Source organism: Erythrobacter sp. R86502 (genome assembly GCF_042466465.1).
Taxonomy (GTDB): Bacteria; Pseudomonadota; Alphaproteobacteria; order Sphingomonadales; family Sphingomonadaceae; genus Erythrobacter.
Map to the genome: position 1 here is coordinate 1,002,555 of NZ_JAXHCJ010000001.1, position 20,886 is coordinate 1,023,440.

A 20,886-nucleotide genomic window follows, 5' to 3' on the forward strand; every position below is an offset into this window, starting at 1 on the left:
CAGCTTGGTCTGGGCGTTTGCGCGGTCGGAGCGAGGCCGAGAATTCGCAGCCGGTTTTGAGCTGGCCAGTGGCGGACCGATTGCGCTGATCTCAATCAGGCCCGGATTGGCGCATGGCCGTTGCCGATATCTGCGATTGCGGTGACCACTAGGCAGCACACCGGTGACGACACCTTTCTCATCGCATTTCGGTCTTGGAAGTCCGGGAAGTGCCATTTCTCCCGGTCAAGTGTGACCCGGGCCCACTGCTGCCTCGTCAATGGCCGTGGTTGGCAGGGGATGGCTTCGCCGCTTGATCCCTTGCTGCAACGCCGTCTGCGCCAACTTTCTTCCCCTGGACGTGCCGCCCATTCCTCGCGAGGCAAGAAAGCCGTCTGGCCGTCGTCCTCCACTGCGTTTCGGCCGTTCCGGTGCAGCGGGCGCAAGCCCCTGCCTTCAACCAGCCATCGAGGCCGCGATGGGCGCGGGTTCGACCAACTTGAAGGAATGCATCATGGCCAACATCGGAACTTTCACCAAGACCGGCAGCGAATACAAGGGCGAGATCGTCACCATGTCGGTGCAGCAGAAGAACGTCCGCATCGTCCCCGAAGCCAGCGACAACGAAAATGCGCCGTCGCACCGGGTTTTCGTCGGCCGCGCGGAAATCGGCGCCGCCTGGACCAAGACCTCCAACGAAGGCCGCGAATATCTCTCGGTCAAGCTCGACGATCCCAGCTTCACCGCTCCCATCTTTGCCAACCTCTTCGATGACGAAGACGGCAAGAGCTTCAATCTGATCTGGTCGCGCGCGCGCCGCACCAACGGCGACTGACCGAACAGCCAGCCCCGCCCGGCACCTGCCGGGCGGGGCTTCTGGCATTCTCATTCGTCTGCTGACGTCACTCTTATAAGGAGTTCTGAGGCTTCAATGCCGAGCGCTATGGAAAGATGCTCAAGCTTGTCGACCGAGGCACTGTAGCGTCCACGCTCAAGGCTGCTGACATAGGTTCGATCGAGATGGGCCCGATGTGCAAGCTCTTCTTGCGACAGGCCAGCAGCCAACCGATAGCGTTTCAGATTCGCAGCCAGGACCTCGCGCAATTTCATTGCACGAACTCACCACCGTTGCAGAGTATTTAACCACGGAGTATACTCTTCAAGACTGGAGTTCGGCTGATTTCAGCAGGCTGGCAACGCGCACGGGTTATCCGCGAAAAGGTACAATTCCCTGCCCGTTGTCGAACAAGCGAAGTTTTCGCCATTTTGGTGGGTCTTGGTGCTAAAAGACTGTCGATGCAAAAATGAGTCGGAACCAAAGGCTCGGACCATGACGATTGCTTCTTTCGAAAAAAGCCCGCCCGTCTCGGATACGGTAACGCCGTATGACGAACGCCATTTTGTCACGTATTTACGGCTACTTGATGCCGCCGACGAAGGTGCGGAATGGACCGAAGTTGTGCAGATCGTCTTTGGGATCGATCCTGCCCTGGAGCCGGTCTGGGCGCGTCAGGTCCATGAGACCCACCTCGACCGAGCACGCTGGATGACGTCCCACGGATATCGACATCTGCTTGAGAAAGAACAAAAAGGCTGAATTCTCGGACACGGATTGGCCCCCTTGCCCTAAACGCTCCGTCAGAATTTCTGCGCCTCCGGGCATAAGCATCCCCAGATTTTGATACTTGCGGCTTACCGTTGGTTAACAAAACCTTGATGCTTGGCCTTTTTGCCTGTGCTTTGCAGGGGTCTTTATGCCCGGTGGTTCGTCATGGCGGTCACCATCGACCGCGGATCAATATCGCGATCACGACTATGCGGACTTCGCGCAGGAATTCCTGCACCGTAATGCTGATTACCGCCGCGATTATGCCGAAACTGAAGAGCGCATTGCTCGCTTCCCATCGGTCGAACACCATGAAAAGGAGGGCCTGTCCCGGCGATGGGGCCTGAGCTTTCCCCACCGATCCACAAGCAAATCCGCGCCAGAGCCCGGCCCACTGGTCGCCCAGCGCATCGCCCGACGTGATCATCGTCGAAACTTCTAACCCGGACCTGCCTCTGATGTGGCTGTCGAGCTGGAAGCCGCTGGCAGAGATATCGACATCAGTCGGCAAACATCTCGTTTATACGAGGGGCAGCTCCAAGCTGCGACTTTGCATTCAATACCGAGCCGCCTTGCCCGTTCCCGCCGTCTCGATACCGTGCGATGAAACCTATCACCTGCGCATCGCAGCTGTCACGCGTATGCATCTGATAACGCGCGGCTCCAGCTCTAAATCCCAAGGCGCTCACGTCATCACGCACAATCAACGGCTGCGGTTGAGCCGCTTCCTCGCCATCCACGATACGCTCGTGGCGGGTGCGTCTTCTCGTGACCTCGCCTACGGCCTGATCTTCCCCAACCACCGTCCTCTTGTCGGAGCGACCTGGAAAGCCTCGAGTGAGCGGCGGCAGGTTCTTCGGCTGATCGCCCAAGCGCGTAGCCTCGTCTCCGGCGGATATCGCGATATTCTCTTACACCGCTGACCGAGACATCCGGGGTGACAGATTGCGGCACCTGCATTCGGTCACTCCCTGCCCATGCCAATCCTCCGCCAAAGCTCGCGAACCCCAGCGACAGCCCGCTGCCGCTGCCAACCTTCGCCGGAGCCTTGCCATGGATGCCATACCCACCCCTGTGACTGCACGATTTCTGCGGACGCCCGATGCTGCAGTGCACCTCGGGCTTTCGGCCCGCACACTCGAAAAGCACCGCTGTTTCGGGACGGGGCCAGTCTATCGCAAGCTCGGTGGCCGGATCGTCTATGCGGTGACAGATCTTGACGCATGGGCAGAGCAAGGGCTGCGGCGGTCAACCAGCGATCCCGGCAAAGGTATCGTCCACCCAGCCAAGCGTCTTGATGGCTATACTCCGCCGGTCCGGCGCTGAGGCACGCAATGCGACGCCTGTCCGCCTTCACAGCCAAGCCTGCGCAGCTTGACCTGTTCGTGTCCCAAGGCCGCGATATTGCCGCGCGCGACGCGCAGGACCTGATGGCTTGGCCGTTCTTCAGCCTCGCCAAATCAAAGCGAGTCCGTCCGATCGATTTCCGGATGGGTGAGGTTTCGATCCTCGTCGAGGCGACAGCCGAACATGGCATGGCGACTATCTGGGACGCTGATGTCCTCATCTGGGTAGCGAGCCAGATCGTCGAAGCGCGCGATGCCGGTCGGCCTACCTCGCGGTTGATCGCCGCGACCCCGCACGAGATCCTTGCCTTCACCCGGCGGGGCACAGGCAAAGCCAGCTATGAGCGGCTGAAGGCCGGGCTGGATCGCCTGCAATCGACCACCATCGCAACCTCCATCCGCCAGCATGATGCGCGGCGGCGGCACCGCTTTTCGTGGATCAATGAGTGGAAAGAGCGTCTCGACCATTCGGGTCGCGCGCTCGGGATCGAGATGATCATCCCTGATTGGTTCTACGAAGGCGTGATCGATCAGGCGCTCGTGCTCACCATTGATGCCGACTACTTCGCACTGACCGGTGGTCTGGAGCGCTGGCTTTACCGCCTCGTGCGCAAGCATGGGGGCAAACAGCGCGGAGGCTGGAGCTTCGACTTCCAGCATCTGCACATGAAGTCAGGTGCGCTCTCGCCGCCGAAACGCTTCGCATTCGAGCTGCGCGACATCGTCCGCCGCCAAGCGCTGCCGGGATACACGCTCACCATCGTACATGCACTCGGCCGCGAACGGTTGAACTTTGTCGCTGTCCGGCCCGACCCGTTCGACGCCGCAATGCGCCGTCTTGGTCTGCGGACCACCAACCATCACCCTGTGGATATGTCATGATGCAGCACGGACTATCAGGAACCGCCACACTCGGACCATCAGGAACCGGAAGTTCGGACTATCGGGAACCAAAACGCCGTCCAAATTACGGGAAAACATCGGCAATTTTTGCCCTTAACTATCCTAACAAAGAATCCTTCGGATTCTTGCTAACGGCTACGCGCCTGTGGACAAACAGCGGCGCGCCGCCCGAAAGGCCTGCCGATACGAGGATCGGCGATGACCCGGAGCTGACCCGTGTGACGCTGGTCTGGCGCGAGGGCCGGCATGAGGACTGGGTCAAATTCGGTAAGCCCGTTACCGAACGGATCCTCAGCCGTAGCGAGCGGATCGAGAGCTATAAGGCGGGTCAGGTGTTCGCCTTGGTCCGCTGGGCGTCCAACAATTATGGCACCGTCCGTTCAACCTTAGACATCGTTCAAGCTGTCAGCCTGGGCAAGCAATGCGCAACCGTGCCGCAGGTCGACCCCGGCGGAGAGCTGCTGCTTTCGGTCCATGGCTGGCCCAAGGTCGCGCAAGTTTTCCGGCTGATCGATGGCGTCGTAGCGTCTGGTATAGACCCCTGCGATGTTGCTCCGGAACATTGGCGACACATCCACAACAGGATGGCGGGCCGACTTACTCCGCGTGACTACACGCCCGCGCGGCACCAAGCCTGGCTCCAGCGCAAGGCACTTCTGCCATGAAGCGGCGCAGCATGATATTTGCAGCCATCGTCGGTTGCGCAACGCTCACGACCTTGGCCGTGCCAGTCGCGCGCTTCGCCGTGTGGAATGCGACCGCCTCGGTCCCCACTGGACTCTACGCCATCCGTGGCAAGGCGAGCCTACATGTTGGCGAGCGGGTGGCCATTGAGCCGCCGCCGGAATTGCGCCGCTTGCTCGCCGAGCGGCATTACCTCCCGACAGGCGTCCCGCTGCTGAAGCGCATCGCAGCAGTGCGCGGCCAGCGCGTCTGCCGAGATGCATTGAGCATCACGATCGACGGCCAATATGTCGGCGCGGCGCGTCCGCGGGACCGTCTGGGGCGCGCACTGCCGACCTGGGCCGGCTGCCATGTGCTGCGCATCGGCGAGCTGTTTGTCATGAACCCGGCAGCGCCCGACAGTTTCGATGGGCGCTATTTCGGCGTGCTGCGTCTGACCCATGTCATTGGTCGCGCGGCCCCAGTCTGGACCGATGAAGCGGGCATTGGCGACCATGTCTGGTTCGCCGATCCGCGCACCTCCGACGCTTCTTTACCCTCAACCCAAGGAGATTGACCCATGCGTATCGGAACTTTTCGTGCGGCCGGTGGCGGCTACAACGGGCAATTGCGGACGCTGTCGCTCAGCATTGAGATCTCACTCGTCCCGGCAGACCTATCGGAAAGTGAAAATGCTCCGGACTTCCGTGTGGTTGCTGGCGAAGATGAAGGCGCGCGCGAAATCGGCGCAGGCTGGAAGCATGTCGGGGAGAAGGCTGGCGACTATGTCAGCTTGCAGATTGATGATCCCTCATTCTTGCAGCCGCTGCGGGCAAACCTGTTCAAGGGCGATGACGACGGCCATGTTTTGGTGTGGTCGCGTCCCTCGCGGCGCGAAAAGGCGAACTGAGCCATGCAGCTACGCCGCTTGGGCTTTGCCGCCTTGGCTGCGCTCGCCATGTTCGGTGCCGCGCCTGCCTTTGGGCAGGACGCTGCCGACCCGGCAGCGCCGCGCACCGTCGACATTGCAGCGCACGTTGCTGAGGCATCGCTGCGTTTCGGCATCCCGGAGCAATGGATCTATGCGGTCATGCGGGCCGAGAGCGCTGGCCGGATCGGCGCGGTATCGTCGGCCGGAGCGATGGGGCTGATGCAGCTCATGCCTGGAACCTGGGCGCGCCAGCGCGCCCGTTTCCGTCTCGGCAGCGACCCGTTCGATCCGCGCGACAACATTTTGGCAGGCACCAGCTATCTTCGCGAAATGTACGACAGTTACGGCGCCTACGGCATGCTCGCCGCGTATAATGCAGGCCCAGGGCGCTATCAGGAGTGGCGCGATCGCGGTCGCCCGCTTCCTGCCGAAACCCACGCTTATGTCGCCAAAATCGCACCGATGCTGCAATCCGACAGCACAGCAAATGTCGTCGCCAGCGCGTCGCCTGCGCGGCCCGTGCGCATTGCGTGGACGCAAAGCGGGCTGTTCGCGGCGCGAACTGCCGCGACCGAGTCAGCGCCAAACGCGGACATAAGCGAAGGAACGGCGGCTGCGCCACCTGCTTCGCTGCGTCCGCATGGCGGCCTGTTCGTCCCTGTCTTGGGGAACCGCGACCAGTGATGGGCCACCTCCCAATCTGGCGCGTCATGGCGTGGACTAGCGCAAAATTGTGCGGAAGCGGGGTTGCAGGAAAGGATGGGTCAGGAGGATGGCAAGATGAAAGCGGAGCCAGCCGCCGGGGTGTGGGGCCGCAGAATTGCGGGATTTTCACAGCCAGCCGCCCTGCCCCATGGCTGGCTCCTGGTTCGATAATTGTCGCAATTCCGCCGTTCAATGAGCCAGCCGCTGCATTGCATCGCTTGACCTCATGAGTGATGACGATCTGGAAATCAGGCCCGGGCGCATCCGAGATCGCAGTTCCGGCCAAGGCAAGGCGCGCACACTCAAAGCCCAACTGCGGGCGCTTGCCAACCGGTCAGGACATGGCGGCCGAGCGGGTGGTTCCGGATCGCGGCGCAGCAGCGGTCGGCTTGCCCGGGGAAGGATCGCAAGCCTGCAGGCAAGCTCACGCGCAAGTCAGCGCCGGGTGATCGTCAAGGCGAGGATTGTGCGGCATCGCGGGGCTCGCTTCACTGCCGCGCCGCTGGCAAAGCACCTGACCTATCTCAAGCGCGATGGCGTGACCCGCGACGGAAAGGATGCGGCGCTGTTCGGCAGCGGCGATGATACCGTCGACGGCGGAGCCTTCGCCGAGCGCTGCGCCGATGACCGCCACCATTTCCGTTTCATTGTTTCGCCCGAAGACACGGCCGAACTGACCGATGTGCGGAGCTTTACCCGAGACCTGCTGACGCAGATGGAAAAGGATCTTGGCACCGATCTCGACTGGGTCGCCGTTGACCATTGGAACACCGAAAATCCCCACATCCACATTCTGGTACGCGGCAAGGCCGAGGATGGCCGCGACCTGGTTATCGACCGCAGCTACATCAGCGAGGGCATGCGGGCTCGCGCCGCGCAGCTGGTGACCATGGAACTGGGCGCACGGACCCAGCAGGACATTGATCGAAGCCTGGCCCGCGAGGTGCAGGCCGATCGCTGGACCGGTCTTGATCGCCAGCTGCAAACGCTTGGTGACGGCCTCGGCGGCGTGGTCGATCTGCGCCCCGATCCGCAACGGATCGGCAATCCGGCCAATCAGCATCTCATCGGCCGCGCCACGAAGCTCGAGCGGATGGGACTGGCAGACAGGATTGCGCCAGCTTGCTGGCGGTTGAAGCCAGCACTGGAGCAGGCCTTGCGGGAACTTGGCACCAGAGGCGATATCATCAAAACGATGCACCGCGCCATGACCGGGCACGGCCTTGCCGCTGAAGCGGGTCGATTTGCCCTTCATAATGAAAGGGCGAGCGAGCCTGTCCTCGGGCGACTGGTCGAGCGCGGCCTGCACAATGAGTTGACCGGTCAGGCCTATGCCGTAGTCGACGGCGTGGATGGCCGGGTCCATCATTGCAAATTCTCCGACATCGACCTGACCGGCGATGCTGCGCCGGGCGCAATCGTCGAGCTGCGCGTCTGGACTGATCGGCGCGGCCGCGAGCAATCCTCGCTCTTGACACATTCTGATCTCGATCTTGCTACCCAGGAGCGCAGCGGCGGAGCCACCTGGCTCGACAAGCAATTGATTGCATCGGAGCCTCTGCCGCTCGGTCCAGGTTTTGGCAGCGAAGTCGAAGCAGCGAAAACGCGCCGGCTCGAATATCTGGAAAGCGAAGGTCTTGCCCAACGGCGCGGTGACCGCTTCGCCCTGTCCCGCAACCTGCTTGGCACCTTGCGCGAGCGCGACCTCGCCGACGCCGGCGCCTCACTTTCGCGTGAACATGGCTTGCCCTATCGCCAAAGCCGATCATCCGGTGAGGTATCAGGCGTCTATCGCCAGCGCATCCAACTTGCTTCGGGCCGGTTTGCGATGATCGACGATGGCCTTGGGTTTTCGCTTGTCCCTTGGTCAAAGCAGCTCGACCGGCAGCTCGGGCAATATGTGAGCGGCCAGCCGCGGTCAGGTGGTGGCATCGAATGGACACTCGGCCGAAGCAGGTCGATCGAGATATGATGTGGCAAGCTGACCGGTATCAGCCCAATCTTGACAACCGCACCATGTGATGCGTATATTCGCGTCAGGAGAAACGACCATGGCAAGCGCAGCATTCACCCATCATGCGGCCCCGGCAGCAGCAGGCCTGCAGACCTTTTCGAGCGACGGCGACCGCAAGCGTCTGACCGGCGCGGCGGTCAAGGCCGTGCTGCGGCTCGTCGATGCCTGGGGTGGCAGCAATGCCGAAGGCGCCGCGCTGCTCGGCGTATCCGAGAGCACATGGGACCGGATCAAGGCTGGCAAATGGGACGGCACCCTGAGCCAGGACCAACTGACCCGCGCCTCTGCCTTGATCGGTGTCTTCAAGGGGCTGCATCTGCTGTTTGCCGACGCGATGGCCGACCGCTGGCCGCGCCTGCCCAACCGGGCGCCGGTGTTCGGCGCGAAGTCGCCGGTCGACGCGATGATCGAAGGCGGCATTCCCCGTATGCTCGAAACCCGGCAGTATATCGACGCGCTGCGTGGCGGGCTCTGAGCCGCAATCCGCACTGCCGCTGGTGCGTGAGGCATTCCCGCGCACCATCAGGCTTGTGGCCAGCGCGCGGCTGCGCGAAGCCGTGCTCGCGCCGCTGGCCGACGATCCCGACGAGTTGGCGCTGCTTGCCGAGATCGAAGGCGCGACCAGCGGGCGGTTGGTTGCCGAGGAGCGCGGACTTGGCGCACTCAGCCCCGAAGAACTCGTCCATGGCGTGCCGCATGCCCGCTTCATCAATGCCAGCTTCGCCTATGCCAAACCCCGTGAGCAAATGCGCTTCAACCCTGCGGACCGCGGTGCATGGTATGCGGCGTTGGCGGTTGAAACCTGCATTGCAGAAGTCGGGCATCACCTAACCAAGGCACTTGCTGACGCTGGCGACTTCAACGCGGTTGTCGAATATGGCGAAATGCTGGCGAGCATGGCCGGCGTGTTCGTTGACCTGCGCGAGGCAGCGGATCATCCCGCGCTCGATGCCGACCCCGCGACCGGATATGACGCTGGCAATGTTCTAGCCGCGCAGGCACGCGTCGAGGGCCACAACGGCATTATCTACCCCTCGGTCCGCCACACAGGCGGCACCTGCATCGCTGCGCTCTGGCCAAACGTCGTGCAGTCGGTGGTCCAAGGCGCAATGGTTCGGCTGACTTGGTCGGGCACACCGGATTATGCGTGGGAGCCGATCTAACGATCTGCGCAAACCTGTCCGTTTCTACGCCAAGGCCTTCACAACCCAACTCCTCGCTTGCCAACTTCTCCGAAGCTCACCGACCTAGGCGTGAACGAAGCGGAGTTGCGCTATGTCGGCTGCAAAAATCCTGTGGGGTCAGATCCTCGCGGTACTGATCATCATTGTTGCGAGCGTCTGGTCGGCAACCCAATGGACAGCCTCGGCGCTCAGTTTCCAGCCAGAGCTCGGTGCGCCCTGGTTCCGTCTGTTCGACCATCCGGTCTATCGCCCCTATGACCTGTTCTGGTGGTGGTTCTCGTTCGACGCCTACGCTCCGCAGATATTCGATACCGGGGGGATGATCGCCACCTCGGGCGGGTTCGTGGCAATCGTGGTCGCCATCGCGATGTCCGTCTGGCGCGGCCGCGAGAACCGCAACGCCAACACCTACGGAACCGCACGCTGGGCAACCCGCGATGACATCCGCAAGGCCGAATTACTGGCCGACACCGGGGTAGTGCTTGGCCAGTTTCAGAACAACTACCTTCGCCACGACGGGGCTGAACATGTCCTGTGCTTTGCTCCGACACGCTCCGGCAAAGGCGTCGGCCTGGTAATCCCGACCCTGCTGACCTGGTCGGGCTCGGCGATCGTGCATGACATCAAGGGCGAGAACTGGGATGTCACTGCGGGTTTTCGTAGCACGTTCAGCCGTACGCTGCGTTTCGATCCAACCAGTCTTGAATCGTCCGCTTACAACCCGCTGCTCGAAGTGCGCCGCGGCCTAAATGAGGTGCGCGACGTGCAGAACATTGCAGATATTCTGGTCGACCCCGAAGGCAGTCTCGAAAAGCGCAACCACTGGGAAAAGACCAGCCACGCGCTGCTGGTCGGAGCCATCCTTCACGTGCTGTACGCCGGGCGCGACAAATCGCTCGCTGGCGTCGCGGCTTTCCTCTCCAACCCCGACGAGACCATTGAGAACACGCTTAATGCGATGATGGACACCCCGCATCTCGGTGAAGCGGGCCCGCACCCGGTCGTTGCCAGCGCGGCGCGCGAGCTGCTCAACAAGTCTGACAACGAGAGATCGGGCGTGCTGTCGACCGCAATGTCCTTTCTGGGCCTCTATCGCGATCCAGTCATCGCCAAGGTCACCAGCCATTCGGATTGGCGGATCGCCGATCTTATCAACGGGCGACCGACCTCGCTCTATCTGGTCGTGCCGCCGTCCGACATCAGCCGCACCAAGCCGCTGATCCGCCTGATCCTCAACCAGATTGGCCGCCGCCTTACCGAAGAATTCGACCCTGCGACCAAGCGCCAGCGCGTGCTGCTCATGCTGGATGAGTTCCCAGCCCTCGGCCGCCTCGATTTCTTCGAAAGCGCCCTAGCCTTCATGGCGGGCTACGGCCTCAAGGCCTTCCTGATTGCGCAGTCCCTGAACCAGATCGAGCGTGCCTATGGACAGAACAACGCCATCCTCGACAATTGCCATGTTCGCGTGGCCTTTGCGACCAACGATGAACGCACAGCCAAACGGGTCTCAGAAGCTCTCGGCACAACCACGGAGCAGCGCTCGATGAAGAATTATGCCGGGCACCGGCTCTCGCCTTGGCTTGGCCACCTGATGATCTCGCGCTCTGAAACGGCGCGCGCACTCCTCACGCCCGGCGAGATCTTGCAATTGCCGCAGACCGACGAGGTTGTTCTCTTGTCAGGGGCACCGCCGATCAAGGCTAAGAAGGCGCGCTATTACGCTGACCGTCGACTGCAGTCCCGAGTGCTGCCCACCCCCGCGATCTGCGGCCAGCCCGCGGACACGCGCGCCACCGACGACTGGAGCGCTCTGCCCCCGATTGAGCCAGACCCCAAATCAGCCGAAGACGGTGGCCGCAGGATCGATCCTGCCAATGGCGGTTTACGGCGCGAGCCTGACTTGCCCGAACATGTCGAAGTGGTTGCGCGGCCCAAGTCTCCTGCAGCGGAATTCGACTTTGCCGAATCTGACGCCGCAGACGCTGACCAATCAGCCGCGGACGGTGAACGCATCCGGCGCACTATGGAGCGCGGCGCACGGCAGGCCTCGCTCGACCTCGGCGACGGGATCGAACTGTGAAGCTGAAGCGCACGTTTCGGCTACCTCCCGATGTGATCGACCAGCTTTCCGAGTTCGCAATGCGCAGGCGCGTCGGCCAACCCGATGTGGTAGAGGCTGCTCTGCGGTCATTCATGTCGCCAGACAATCCTGAGCAGCTCGAAGCGGCGCTCAGCCGCCGCCTTGATCGCATCGACCGGCGGCTAGGCCAGCTCGATCAGCAAACCGAGATCACCACCGAGGCGTTGGCATTGTTCGTGCGGTTCTGGCTAACAGCCAATCCGCCACTGCCGGATAGTGGTCTTGCCGCAGCGCAAGCGCAGGGCAAGGAGCGCTATGAGGGATTTGTAGAGGCACTCGCGCGAAGGTTGGAGGGACGGTCCCGGTTGGGAGACTTTCGGGTCTAGACGGGGCGGTATTCGCCTGCATGGCTGACGTTATCCGATCACCGCCGCCAACAGCGTTCAGGTCCAGGCTTAGGTCCAGGCGATGTGTCAGCCCGATTGCGGCGTGGTCGTCGGAGACTTTGCGTGAACCAAAGCCCCGCTCGCGACGAAGAAGAACTCCGTAGTCTAGGACTGGTATTCATGCCAAAGTCATAGCGAATATAGCTGCTTCGTCTGCTGCGAATGTGCTCGCGTCGGCGACGAGCAGCATGCAGAATAGGCAGGTAACGGCGGAGCTGCGCTTATCGACCCAAAAGACGTAGATAGGTCGGGCCAACGCGTCGTAAGAATGCCCAGGGGAATGACCGTGTATATCGAGTTCGTCGAAATTGCCAATTTTCGCAAGCTACTGGCGACGCGAATAGATCTGTCGCCAAGCAAGACTCTGTTTGTCGGAGCGAACAACAGCGGCAAGACCTCGGCGATGCTGGCCCTGCGGCGTTTCCTGTCGCCTCGCCGCTGTCCCTTCGAGCTTCACGATTTCACGCTATGCCACTGGCCGGTGATCGACGCCATAGGGCAGAGCTGGATTGCCGCGCGCGCCGCCGACGAGTTGGTCGAGTTAGATCTAGGGCCGTGGCTTGGGGTGCTTCCGACGCTCGATCTATGGCTGCATGTCGAACCAGGCGAGATGCATCAGGTCCGCGACCTGATCCCCACGCTCGATTGGGAGGGCGGCAGGCTGGGCGTGCGCCTTCGCTACGAACCCGGCGACTTGTCCGAACTGTACAAGGATTTCATGCGAGCTGCCGCCGACGCGGCGGAGTTGCAGGCGGCCGCCTCGGCCGACCACGCAAAGCGCAATGAAAATTTCGATCCCCCGGCCCCGCAGCCCAAGCTCACGCTCTGGCCGTCCAGCCTGTGCGACTTCCTAAGCCGTCGGCTCAAGACCCATTTCACGATCAGGGCATTTACGATCGACCCCGACCAGCTTGCGTCGCCAGTCCAGTCGCGGGCTCACCCCCAAATTCTCCCGGCAGCCTCGTTGCCGATTGAGGGAGACCCACTGAAAGGCCTCGTGCGCGTTCATGACATCCCGGCTCAGCGCGGGTTTGGCGAAGAGGCGGCGAAGGAGGAAGACGAGGACACGCCCGCAGGATCGCCGGGCAGCCGACTCTCGGACCAGCTGCGGAGTTACTATTCCAAGCATCTCGACCCGACCAAGGGGCCGGATCCAAAGGACCTTGGCGCATTGCAGGCGATCGAGGCAGCACAGGACGCTTTCGATCAGCGGCTGACCGAGAGTTTCATGGCTGCGTTCCTTGAAGTCGAGGAAATGGGATATCCTGGCGTTACCGATCCTCGGCCAAAGGTATCGACGCGCTTGAAGGCGATCGACGGCCTCAATCATTCAGCGGCCGTCACGTTCGTGGTCGATGTAACGAGCGAGAGTGGCGAGGTCACGCCGCTGCTGCGCCTGCCCGAAAACAACAATGGTCTCGGCTATCAGAACCTCATCTCGATGATTTTCAAGCTGATGAGCTTTCGCGATGCCTGGATGCGCGTCGGCAAGGCATCGAAGAGCGTATCCGCCACCCATACCGAACCACTCCATTTGGTATTGATCGAAGAGCCGGAGGCGCATCTCCACGCCCAGGTCCAGCAAGTTTTCATCAAAAAGGCCTATGACGTCCTGCGAGCGCATGAGGATCTGGGTGAAAATCCTCGATTGCGGACCCAACTCGTGGTGAGCACACACTCGAGCCACGTCGCGCACGAGACGCCGTTCGACTGCCTGAGATATTTCCGCCGCTTGCCGGCAGGCATGGTCGCCCGGGTACCGGTCTCCACCGTCATCAACCTTCACGACGTGTTCGGCAGTGGTGACGCAACCCAGCGGTTTGTGACCCGATATTTGCGCGCACAGCATGCCGATCTCTTCTTTGCCGATGCGGCTATCCTAGTCGAGGGCCCAGCCGAGCGGATGATGCTGCCGAATTTCATTCGCACCAACTATAAGAAGCTCAACCAGAGCTACATCTCGCTGCTGGAAATCGGCGGTAGCCACGCGCATCGGCTCCGCTCGCTGATCGATCATCTCGGCCTGTTGACTCTGATTGTCACCGACATCGACACACTCGACGCAACCACTGGCAAATCCGCGCAGCCAGCGCGGGGCGCGAGCCAAATCACCGACAATGACACGCTCAAGTTATGGGTGCCGTCCCTCACCCAAGTCGATGCGCTAATGGCGACCACCGCAGCGGCCAAGACAATCGAACCGGCTGAGGACGCTCTGTTTGCTGTGCGCGTTGCCTATCAGACGCCCATCCCGGTGACTGTACCAGGGGCGACTGCGATAGACACGGCCTACCCATATACGTTCGAGGACGCGCTCGCTTTCGAGAACTTGGAATTTTTTGCAGGCCTCGCCGGACATGGACTGGTCCGCAAGTTCCGTGACGCCATCAACTCTGGCGGGGGCGCTTCTGCGATCGGCGCGGCGATGTACGACGCGCTGCGCAATGGTAAGAAAGCCGAATTCGCGCTGGATGTCATCCTCGCCGAGGGCTTTGAGACATTGACCGTGCCTCGCTACATCGCAGAAGGGCTCGACTGGCTTCAGGACCGGCTCAAGAAGAAGCAGGTGGACATCCTCCCAGCGCCTGAGCCGACCATATGAACAGCGCGGCACCCGACGATCTCGTCGATGCCGAGGCCGACGCGACCATCCTCGCATGCTTGGATCTCTCTGCGCCGAAGAGCTTCTTCCTCTACGCTGGCGCGGGTTCGGGTAAAACGCGTTCGCTGGTCGAGGCCATCCGCACAGTATGCGCGAAGCAGGGCCGCCAGCTCTCGTTGAGCGGTCGACAGATCGGCGTCATAACCTACACCAACGCCGCTTGCGACGAGATCAAGCAACGTCTGGAATTCGATCCGCGCGTCGAGGTCTCAACGATCCATGCGTTCGCGTGGGCCCTGATTGGCGGATACGATGCTGATATTCGCCAATGGCTCGCCACCAACTTGCTCGAGGAGATCGCCGAATTGGAAGCCGCTCAGGCGAAAGGCCGGGCGGGCTCCAAGGCTGCTTCGGATCGCGCGCGATCGATTGAGTCCAAGCGTCGGCGGCATGCGAGCCTAAACGAAATCATCCGCTTCGTTTACAGCCCGACCGGCGATAACCGTACGCGTGACGCGCTGAACCATGCCGAGGTCATCGCCATGACCGCGCAATTTCTTCGCACCAAGTTAGGCTTGCGGCGCCTGCTGATCGCGCGGTTTCCAATTCTGATGATCGACGAGAGCCAGGATACCAGCCGCCGCCTGATGGAGGCACTGCTCGACGTACAGACCGCCCATAAGGACAGCTTCAGCCTCGGGCTGTTCGGCGACACGATGCAGCGCATTTATGCCGAAGGCATGGAGAAGCTGGCGGATGCCATCCCGCCGGAATGGGCCCGGCCACGCAAGATTATGAACCATCGCTGCCCGAAGCGGGTGATCCAGCTGATCAATCAGATACGTGCCGAGGACGATCAGCAGGAGCAGCGTCCCCGCAAAGATGCGGCGCACGGCGTCGTTCGCATCTTCCTTGCACCGGAGACAAGCAGTAGCCCGTCGCAAATCGAGTCAGCCGCAGCTGCCCGCATGGCCGAAGTCACGGGCGACGCGCTCTGGTCGGCGGGCGATGCCGAGATAAAGACGCTGGCGCTTGAGCATCTGATGTCGGCGCGCCGGTTCGGGTTTCAGGCGTTTTTCGAGCCACTCTACAATCACGAACAGATGCGCACGGGCTTACTTGATGGCTCGGCGCGCGGCATCGGTTTCTTCACCCGTGAGCTGCTTCCGCTCGCGCAGGCGCTGGCCGGAGACGACAAGTTCGCAATCACTGCGACGCTCCGCAAGACATCGCCGCTGCTGGAACGTGATCGGCTGGCCGAAGCAGGATTGAACCAGCGCGACCTGCTCATCGAAGCCAAATCCACCTGCGCCCGGCTGCATCAATTGCTGCACAGCGGCAGCTCCCCCACCCTCCGGGACGTTCTGCGCCTCGTTGCCGAGACCGGGCTGTTCACAATTCCGGACATTCTGGCGCCATTCGCGAAGCACGACGATCCGGTCGAGCCTATTGCAGAAGAACAGACCTCTAAAGAGGCTGACGCGCGGGCCGCTGAAGATCTTGAGGACGCAAAGAGCGAAACGGGCGCCTGGCGCCTCGCGCTTGATGCTCCATTCGAGCAGATTTCGAAGTATGATCGCTATGTTCGTGGTGTGTCGCGGTTCGACACCCATCAGGGCGTGAAGGGTCTCGAATTCCCCCGCGTGATGGTGGTGATCAGCGACGAGGAAGCCCGCGGCTTCATGTTCAACTACGGCAAGCTGATGGGCATCAAGGAGAAAACAAAGGCCGACCACGACAATGAGGCGGCCGGCAAGGAGACAGCCCTAGATCGCACCCGGCGGCTGTTCTACGTGACTTGCAGCCGTGCCGAACAGAGCCTCGCGATCGTCTATTACTCGAGCGATCCCGTGACCGTTCGCGATGGCCTTATCGCACGCAACTGGTTCGACGCGGATGAGATCGAGATCGTCCGATGATGGAAGCGCGGGACTTCGGAAACCCTGAAGCGCGGGCGTGCGACATCGGCTACATCGGGCGGAAGCGATGACTCCGATCAGCCAACAGCGCTTTGACGCATTGGCTGGTTATACCCGTCTGCCGGCGATTGTGCTGATCATCCAGGAAGCGGCGTGGTTCGCAACTGCAGACGAACGGCTGCTCGCACTCATCACCTGGGACCGGTTCGACCATGATTACGGATGGATCGTCTTAGGGCGGGATCTGCGTGGGCGCTTCCGAGCCATTGATCAGGATGTCTCATACCCGACCTTCGCCGAGGCGCAGGATCGTCTCGGGGTAGCAATTGAGAAGCACGCAGCCTTGCCGGACGAGAGCTATTGTCAGGGCGATGAGGAAGGCGCACCGGTCGACTTTTTCACGCCGACCGTGGCCGAAGCGAGATTGCATCCGATCTTCAAGGTGCTGGTCGAGCAGGAACGGTTCTCCCCTGCACGCGACCTGATCACGGCAATGATGCCTTTCTTCGAGGATGCTGACGGCAACTTCGTTGAACAGTTTCAGACCACCGGCTTCGATCCGCGGCTTTGGGAGCTCTATCTCTTCGCGACGTTCACCGAGCTCGGCTATGCACATGAAGAGAGCGTGGCAGTCCCGGACCTTCTGCTCGCAGGGCCGCGCGGTCGCATCGCGATCGAGGCCACGACCGCCAACCCGCCTCAGGTTGGAACTGCACCGCAGCCGAAGTCCGACGACGAGATCCGCGCCTATCTCGAAAATTATGTGCAGATCAAACTTGCCCGGGCTCTGACGCGCAAACTCTATCACAAGCAGCGCTACTGGAATGGGCCTGGGGTTGATGGTGCGCCATTCGTGATCGCATTGCAGGATTTTCATGCGCCGGCAGCGATGACCCGCATCACCCCGCTGGCCATCGAATATGTGTTCGGGGTGCGCCATTCAATCGCCGAGGGGATGCGTCAGATCGAATGGTTGACCGAGCACGTCTATGGCAATGCTCGCGAGCCATCGAACTTCTTCGAACTGCCCGAAGCCGAGAATGTCAGCGCTGTATTCCTGAACCCGCAAGGCACGATCACCAAGTTTAACCGGCTCGGCTACATCGCGGGTTTCGGCAACCGCGACGTCAGGATGATCCGGAGCGGCATCGCACGCGGTGAAAGGAACCCGAATGACCCGAAGCCGACCATGTTCCATCAGGACGTTCGCGATCCGGCGTATGCCGAAAGCTGGGTGGAAGGCGCTGTCGTCCTGCACAATCCTCATGCGCGAGTTCCGCTCGATCCTGATCTCATTCCTGGCGCCGACCACGAGTTCCTTCAACCCGATGGGAGCATCATGTCGCTGTTGCCCGACTTTCAACCCTACATTTCGCGGACCAGCATCACTCTGCGGGATCACACATCTGAGGTGTCCGACGAAGCTGGTGTGACCTGACACCGCTGTCCCCGGGTCCATCGCACTGCTGCTCGACCCCGTGCCGCTCTTCAGTCTGGTCCTCTTGGAAACGAATGTCTGCTTCCACGATCGAAGATCATATTGCTGAACGGCGAAAATTGCGATGCGTTGCTAAAGATAGCGGCGACCGGCCTGAACGGCAGCTTACCGCCTTTTGCGATCCCGACGAGACAATCCGGATCATCCCCAAACATCGCCATCCACCAACTTCTGTCATCAACTCAAATTCGACATACTTATCAACCACTCCAACAGGCATCTTGTCCTCACACCGTTCTAAGCCCTACTGGTGAGGGATGAATGCCGTCGAGATCGAACAAGCAATTTCTGAACTGGCGGAGCTTCCCTTTGACCGGGCGGAGTTTCCGTTTGCGTTTCTCGAAGCCTTTGGAAACAAAGCCACAACCCTCAAAAAGCTGCGCAGCGGCGCATCGAATGCTTCCGACCTGCCTGGCGGCGTTCTGCAGCGGAGCAATATCCATATCGCCACATGCGATGCAGGGGCGGTCGACGAGACGCTGAGGGCACTGCGCGAAAGTCCGAAGACGGCGGCGGCGAAGACTAAATTCATTCTGGCAACCGACGGGGCTGACTTTCAGGCGGAAGATATGAACACCGGCGAGACGGTCGCTTGTGCTTTCACCGATTTCCCCAACCACTTCGGCCTTTTCCTGCCGCTGGCCGGCATCACGACGGTCAAGCAGATCCGCGAGAGCACGTTCGATATCCGGGCCACGAGCCGGTTGAACAAGCTCTATGTCGAACTGCTGAAGGACAACCGCCAATGGGCGACGGCCGAGCGCCGCGCCGACATGAACCATTTCATGGCCCGTCTGATCTTCTGCTTCTTCGCGGAGGATACGGACATCTTCAATGGCGAAGGCCTGTTCACACGCACCGTTGAACAGATGAGTGCGCGCGATTCCGCCAACACACATGAAGTCATCAGCCAGATTTTTAAGGCGATGGACACACCCACCCGGCACGAAGGCAAGCTGGACGATCGCTACCGCAAGGCTGTAGGCACGCCGCGATGGGCAGACGTCTTCCCTTACGTCAACGGGCAGCTCTTCTCCGGCAGTACGGACGTGCCGCGGTTCAGCAGGATCGCGCGTTCCTACTTGATCCAGATTGGCAACCTGAACTGGAAGAAGATCAACCCCGACATCTTCGGCAGCATGATCCAGGCCGTTGCGGATGACGAAGAGCGCGGCGCGCTCGGCATGCACTACACCAGCGTGCCCAACATCCTGAAGGTGCTGAACCCGCTGTTCCTAGATGACTTGCGGTCAGCGCTTGAAGAGGCAGGAGAAAATGCCCGCAAGCTGCTGAATTTGCGAAACCGCATGGCGCGCATTCGTGTGTTCGATCCGGCGTGTGGCTCGGGCAATTTCCTCGTCATTGCCTACAAGCAGATGCGTGAGATTGAGGCTGAGGTTAATGCACGGCGAGGCGAGCATGACCGGAAAACCGCAATCCCTTTGACAAATTTTCGCGGGATCGAGCTTCGTGAATTTCCAGCCGAAATCGCGCGGTTGGCACTGATAATCGCCGAGTTTCAGTGCGACGTCCTTTATCGCGGACAGAAAGAGGCGCTAGCGGATTTCCTGCCGTTGGACAGTCAGAATTGGATCACCTGTGGCAATGCTCTGAGGCTTGATTGGTTGAGCTTGATGGATACTCGGGCGACCGGTGTAAAAATCTATGCCGACGACCTCTTCGGCAGCCCGCTCGATCAAGCGTCGATCGACTTCGAAAACACGGGCGGAGAGACGTACATTTGCGGAAATCCGCCCTACATTGGAGATAAATTTCAAACAGACAGCCAAAAGTCTGACCTTAGGCAACTGGAGAATGGCCGGTCCGTCAAGTCGATCGACTATATCGTTGGATGGTTCTGGAAAGCTTCCCAATTTATAAAGAACGGGGGCTCCTTTGCTTTCGTGTCAACGAATTCAGTTTGCCAGGGCGTTCAAGTTCCCCTGATCTGGCCGCCAATTTTTGGCAACGGCCAATCTATATTTTTCTGTCACAAGGATTTTTATTGGGCCAACAACGCGAGCAGGAACGCGAATGTGATCTGCGTAATCGTTGGCGTTACCTCAGCATCTGTCAGCCAAAAATACATTTACGACGGCGACGTCAAAAAGCTTGCATCCCACATCAACGCTTATCTGATCGATGGACCTGATGTTATCATCGACAAAGCCCCACAGCCTATCAACTCGCTGCCTCAGATGTTTGCGGGAAACATCCCGAGAGATCTAGGGAACTTCACTCTCTCTCGGATGGAGTATGAAGAGTTATCGCAGGCTTATCCCGAAGCGAAGCAATTCTGCCGCCGGATCATGGGCTCTAGTGAGTTTATCAATGGCATTGAGCGCTATTGCCTTTGGATTAACGATCGCAACGCTGATGCAGCGTTGAAAATTCCTCCGATCGCAGATCGGATTGAGAGAGTTCGTCGCTACCGACAAAGCGGTAGCGAGCGCGGTAAACTGGGCGTGGATACGCCTTACAAATTTGAACGGACCATTACGGGAAAGAGGGATCAATTGATAATTCCTCGGGTGTCGTCTGAGCGCCGGAGCTACATTCCAATCGGGCTCCAGAAGAGTGACACGATCATATCTGATGCAGCACAAGCTATCTACGATGCCCCTTTATTCACGATGTCTCTCATTTGCTCGAAAATGCACACTTGCTGGGTCGGCCTCACGGCAGGCCGAATGAAGTCGGATTATCGATATTCATCCGGGGTTTGCTACAATACCTTTCCCGTTCCGAAACTGACTGAACAGCACAAATTCGACCTAACCCGCTGCGCTGAGGATATCCTGCTTGCTCGCGAGGCGCATTTCCCCAAGACCATTGCCGAGCTCTATGATCCGGAAAAGATGCCCGATAACCTGCGCCATGCGCATGAGCGCAATGACGAAGTGCTGGAGCGGATCTATATCGGACGCAAGTTCCGCAACGATACCGAACGGCTCGAGAAGCTGTTCGAACTCTACACCAAGATGACCGGCAAGAAGGCGGCCTGAACCCC

At 60.5% G+C, this 20,886-nt stretch carries 20 protein-coding genes; 19 read left to right on the forward strand and 1 reads right to left on the reverse strand.

Going from position 1 to position 20,886, the window contains the following annotated elements:
• Positions 1-493: 493 nt before the first annotated feature.
• On the forward strand, positions 494-814 hold the full coding sequence (locus tag SJY33_RS04770; RefSeq protein ID WP_379921445.1) for a DUF736 domain-containing protein: 321 nt from the start codon (positions 494-496) through the stop codon (positions 812-814).
• 50 nt (positions 815-864) lie between these two features.
• Here SJY33_RS04770 and SJY33_RS04775 read toward each other — a convergent pair whose 3' ends face one another.
• A complete protein-coding gene (locus SJY33_RS04775) occupies positions 865-1,089 on the reverse strand; it encodes a helix-turn-helix domain-containing protein (RefSeq protein ID WP_379921446.1) in 225 nt (74 codons plus the stop codon).
• Between the two features lie 220 nt (positions 1,090-1,309).
• Between SJY33_RS04775 and SJY33_RS04780 the strand changes: the two genes are divergently transcribed.
• The 18 genes from SJY33_RS04780 to SJY33_RS04865 all read left to right on the forward strand — a co-directional run bounded on the left by SJY33_RS04780 (position 1,310) and on the right by SJY33_RS04865 (position 20,881).
• Positions 1,310-1,576 carry a DNA -binding domain-containing protein gene (locus SJY33_RS04780; protein WP_379921447.1) on the forward strand — a complete coding sequence of 89 codons (267 nt, stop codon included), beginning with the start codon at positions 1,310-1,312 and terminating at the stop codon, positions 1,574-1,576.
• A gap of 157 nt (positions 1,577-1,733) precedes the next feature.
• A complete protein-coding gene (locus tag SJY33_RS04785; protein WP_379921448.1) occupies positions 1,734-2,027 on the forward strand; it encodes a transcriptional regulator domain-containing protein in 294 nt (97 codons plus the stop codon).
• A complete protein-coding gene (locus tag SJY33_RS04790) occupies positions 2,005-2,508 on the forward strand; it encodes a DUF2285 domain-containing protein (protein ID WP_379921449.1) in 504 nt (167 codons plus the stop codon). The genes SJY33_RS04785 and SJY33_RS04790 overlap by 23 nt, the downstream gene beginning before the upstream one ends.
• Before the next feature lie 130 nt (positions 2,509-2,638).
• Positions 2,639-2,911, forward strand: a complete 273-nt coding sequence (locus SJY33_RS04795; protein ID WP_379921450.1) for a helix-turn-helix transcriptional regulator — start codon at positions 2,639-2,641, stop codon at positions 2,909-2,911.
• Positions 2,912-2,919: 8 nt separating this feature from the next.
• Entirely contained in the window at positions 2,920-3,813 is an 894-nt protein-coding gene (locus tag SJY33_RS04800) for a replication initiator protein A (RefSeq protein ID WP_379921451.1), read from the forward strand.
• Between the two features lie 146 nt (positions 3,814-3,959).
• Positions 3,960-4,499, forward strand: coding sequence for a DUF2840 domain-containing protein (locus tag SJY33_RS04805; RefSeq protein WP_379921452.1), 540 nt, complete (start codon positions 3,960-3,962; stop codon positions 4,497-4,499).
• Positions 4,496-5,074, forward strand: coding sequence for a S26 family signal peptidase (locus SJY33_RS04810; protein WP_379921453.1), 579 nt, complete (start codon positions 4,496-4,498; stop codon positions 5,072-5,074). Before SJY33_RS04805 ends, SJY33_RS04810 begins: the two co-directional genes overlap by 4 nt.
• Before the next feature lie 3 nt (positions 5,075-5,077).
• Complete coding sequence (locus SJY33_RS04815; RefSeq protein WP_379921454.1) at positions 5,078-5,407, forward strand: DUF736 domain-containing protein; 330 nt, start codon at positions 5,078-5,080, stop codon at positions 5,405-5,407.
• Positions 5,408-5,410: 3 nt separating this feature from the next.
• Positions 5,411-6,112 (forward strand): lytic transglycosylase domain-containing protein, encoded by a 702-nt coding sequence (locus SJY33_RS04820; RefSeq protein WP_379921455.1) that lies wholly within the window; start codon positions 5,411-5,413, stop codon positions 6,110-6,112.
• Between the two features lie 247 nt (positions 6,113-6,359).
• Complete coding sequence (locus SJY33_RS04825) at positions 6,360-8,105, forward strand: relaxase/mobilization nuclease domain-containing protein (RefSeq protein ID WP_379921456.1); 1,746 nt, start codon at positions 6,360-6,362, stop codon at positions 8,103-8,105.
• Between the two features lie 79 nt (positions 8,106-8,184).
• Positions 8,185-8,622, forward strand: a complete 438-nt coding sequence (locus SJY33_RS04830; RefSeq protein ID WP_379921457.1) for an antitoxin Xre-like helix-turn-helix domain-containing protein — start codon at positions 8,185-8,187, stop codon at positions 8,620-8,622.
• Positions 8,609-9,310 (forward strand): RES family NAD+ phosphorylase, encoded by a 702-nt coding sequence (locus SJY33_RS04835; RefSeq protein ID WP_379921458.1) that lies wholly within the window; start codon positions 8,609-8,611, stop codon positions 9,308-9,310. The genes SJY33_RS04830 and SJY33_RS04835 overlap by 14 nt, the downstream gene beginning before the upstream one ends.
• Before the next feature lie 112 nt (positions 9,311-9,422).
• On the forward strand, positions 9,423-11,411 hold the full coding sequence (locus tag SJY33_RS04840; protein WP_379921459.1) for a conjugal transfer protein TraG: 1,989 nt from the start codon (positions 9,423-9,425) through the stop codon (positions 11,409-11,411).
• The gene (locus SJY33_RS04845) at positions 11,408-11,797 is read left to right on the forward strand and encodes a CopG family transcriptional regulator (RefSeq protein WP_379921460.1); all 390 of its coding nucleotides are present in this window, start codon (positions 11,408-11,410) and stop codon (positions 11,795-11,797) included. Before SJY33_RS04840 ends, SJY33_RS04845 begins: the two co-directional genes overlap by 4 nt.
• 340 nt (positions 11,798-12,137) lie before the next feature.
• Entirely contained in the window at positions 12,138-14,459 is a 2,322-nt protein-coding gene (locus SJY33_RS04850; RefSeq protein ID WP_379921461.1) for an AAA family ATPase, read from the forward strand.
• Positions 14,456-16,378, forward strand: a complete 1,923-nt coding sequence (locus SJY33_RS04855; protein ID WP_379921463.1) for a UvrD-helicase domain-containing protein — start codon at positions 14,456-14,458, stop codon at positions 16,376-16,378. Before SJY33_RS04850 ends, SJY33_RS04855 begins: the two co-directional genes overlap by 4 nt.
• A gap of 67 nt (positions 16,379-16,445) precedes the next feature.
• Entirely contained in the window at positions 16,446-17,816 is a 1,371-nt protein-coding gene (locus SJY33_RS04860) for a hypothetical protein (protein ID WP_379921464.1), read from the forward strand.
• 317 nt (positions 17,817-18,133) lie between these two features.
• Complete coding sequence (locus SJY33_RS04865; RefSeq protein ID WP_379921465.1) at positions 18,134-20,881, forward strand: class I SAM-dependent DNA methyltransferase; 2,748 nt, start codon at positions 18,134-18,136, stop codon at positions 20,879-20,881.
• Positions 20,882-20,886 lie beyond the last annotated feature (5 nt).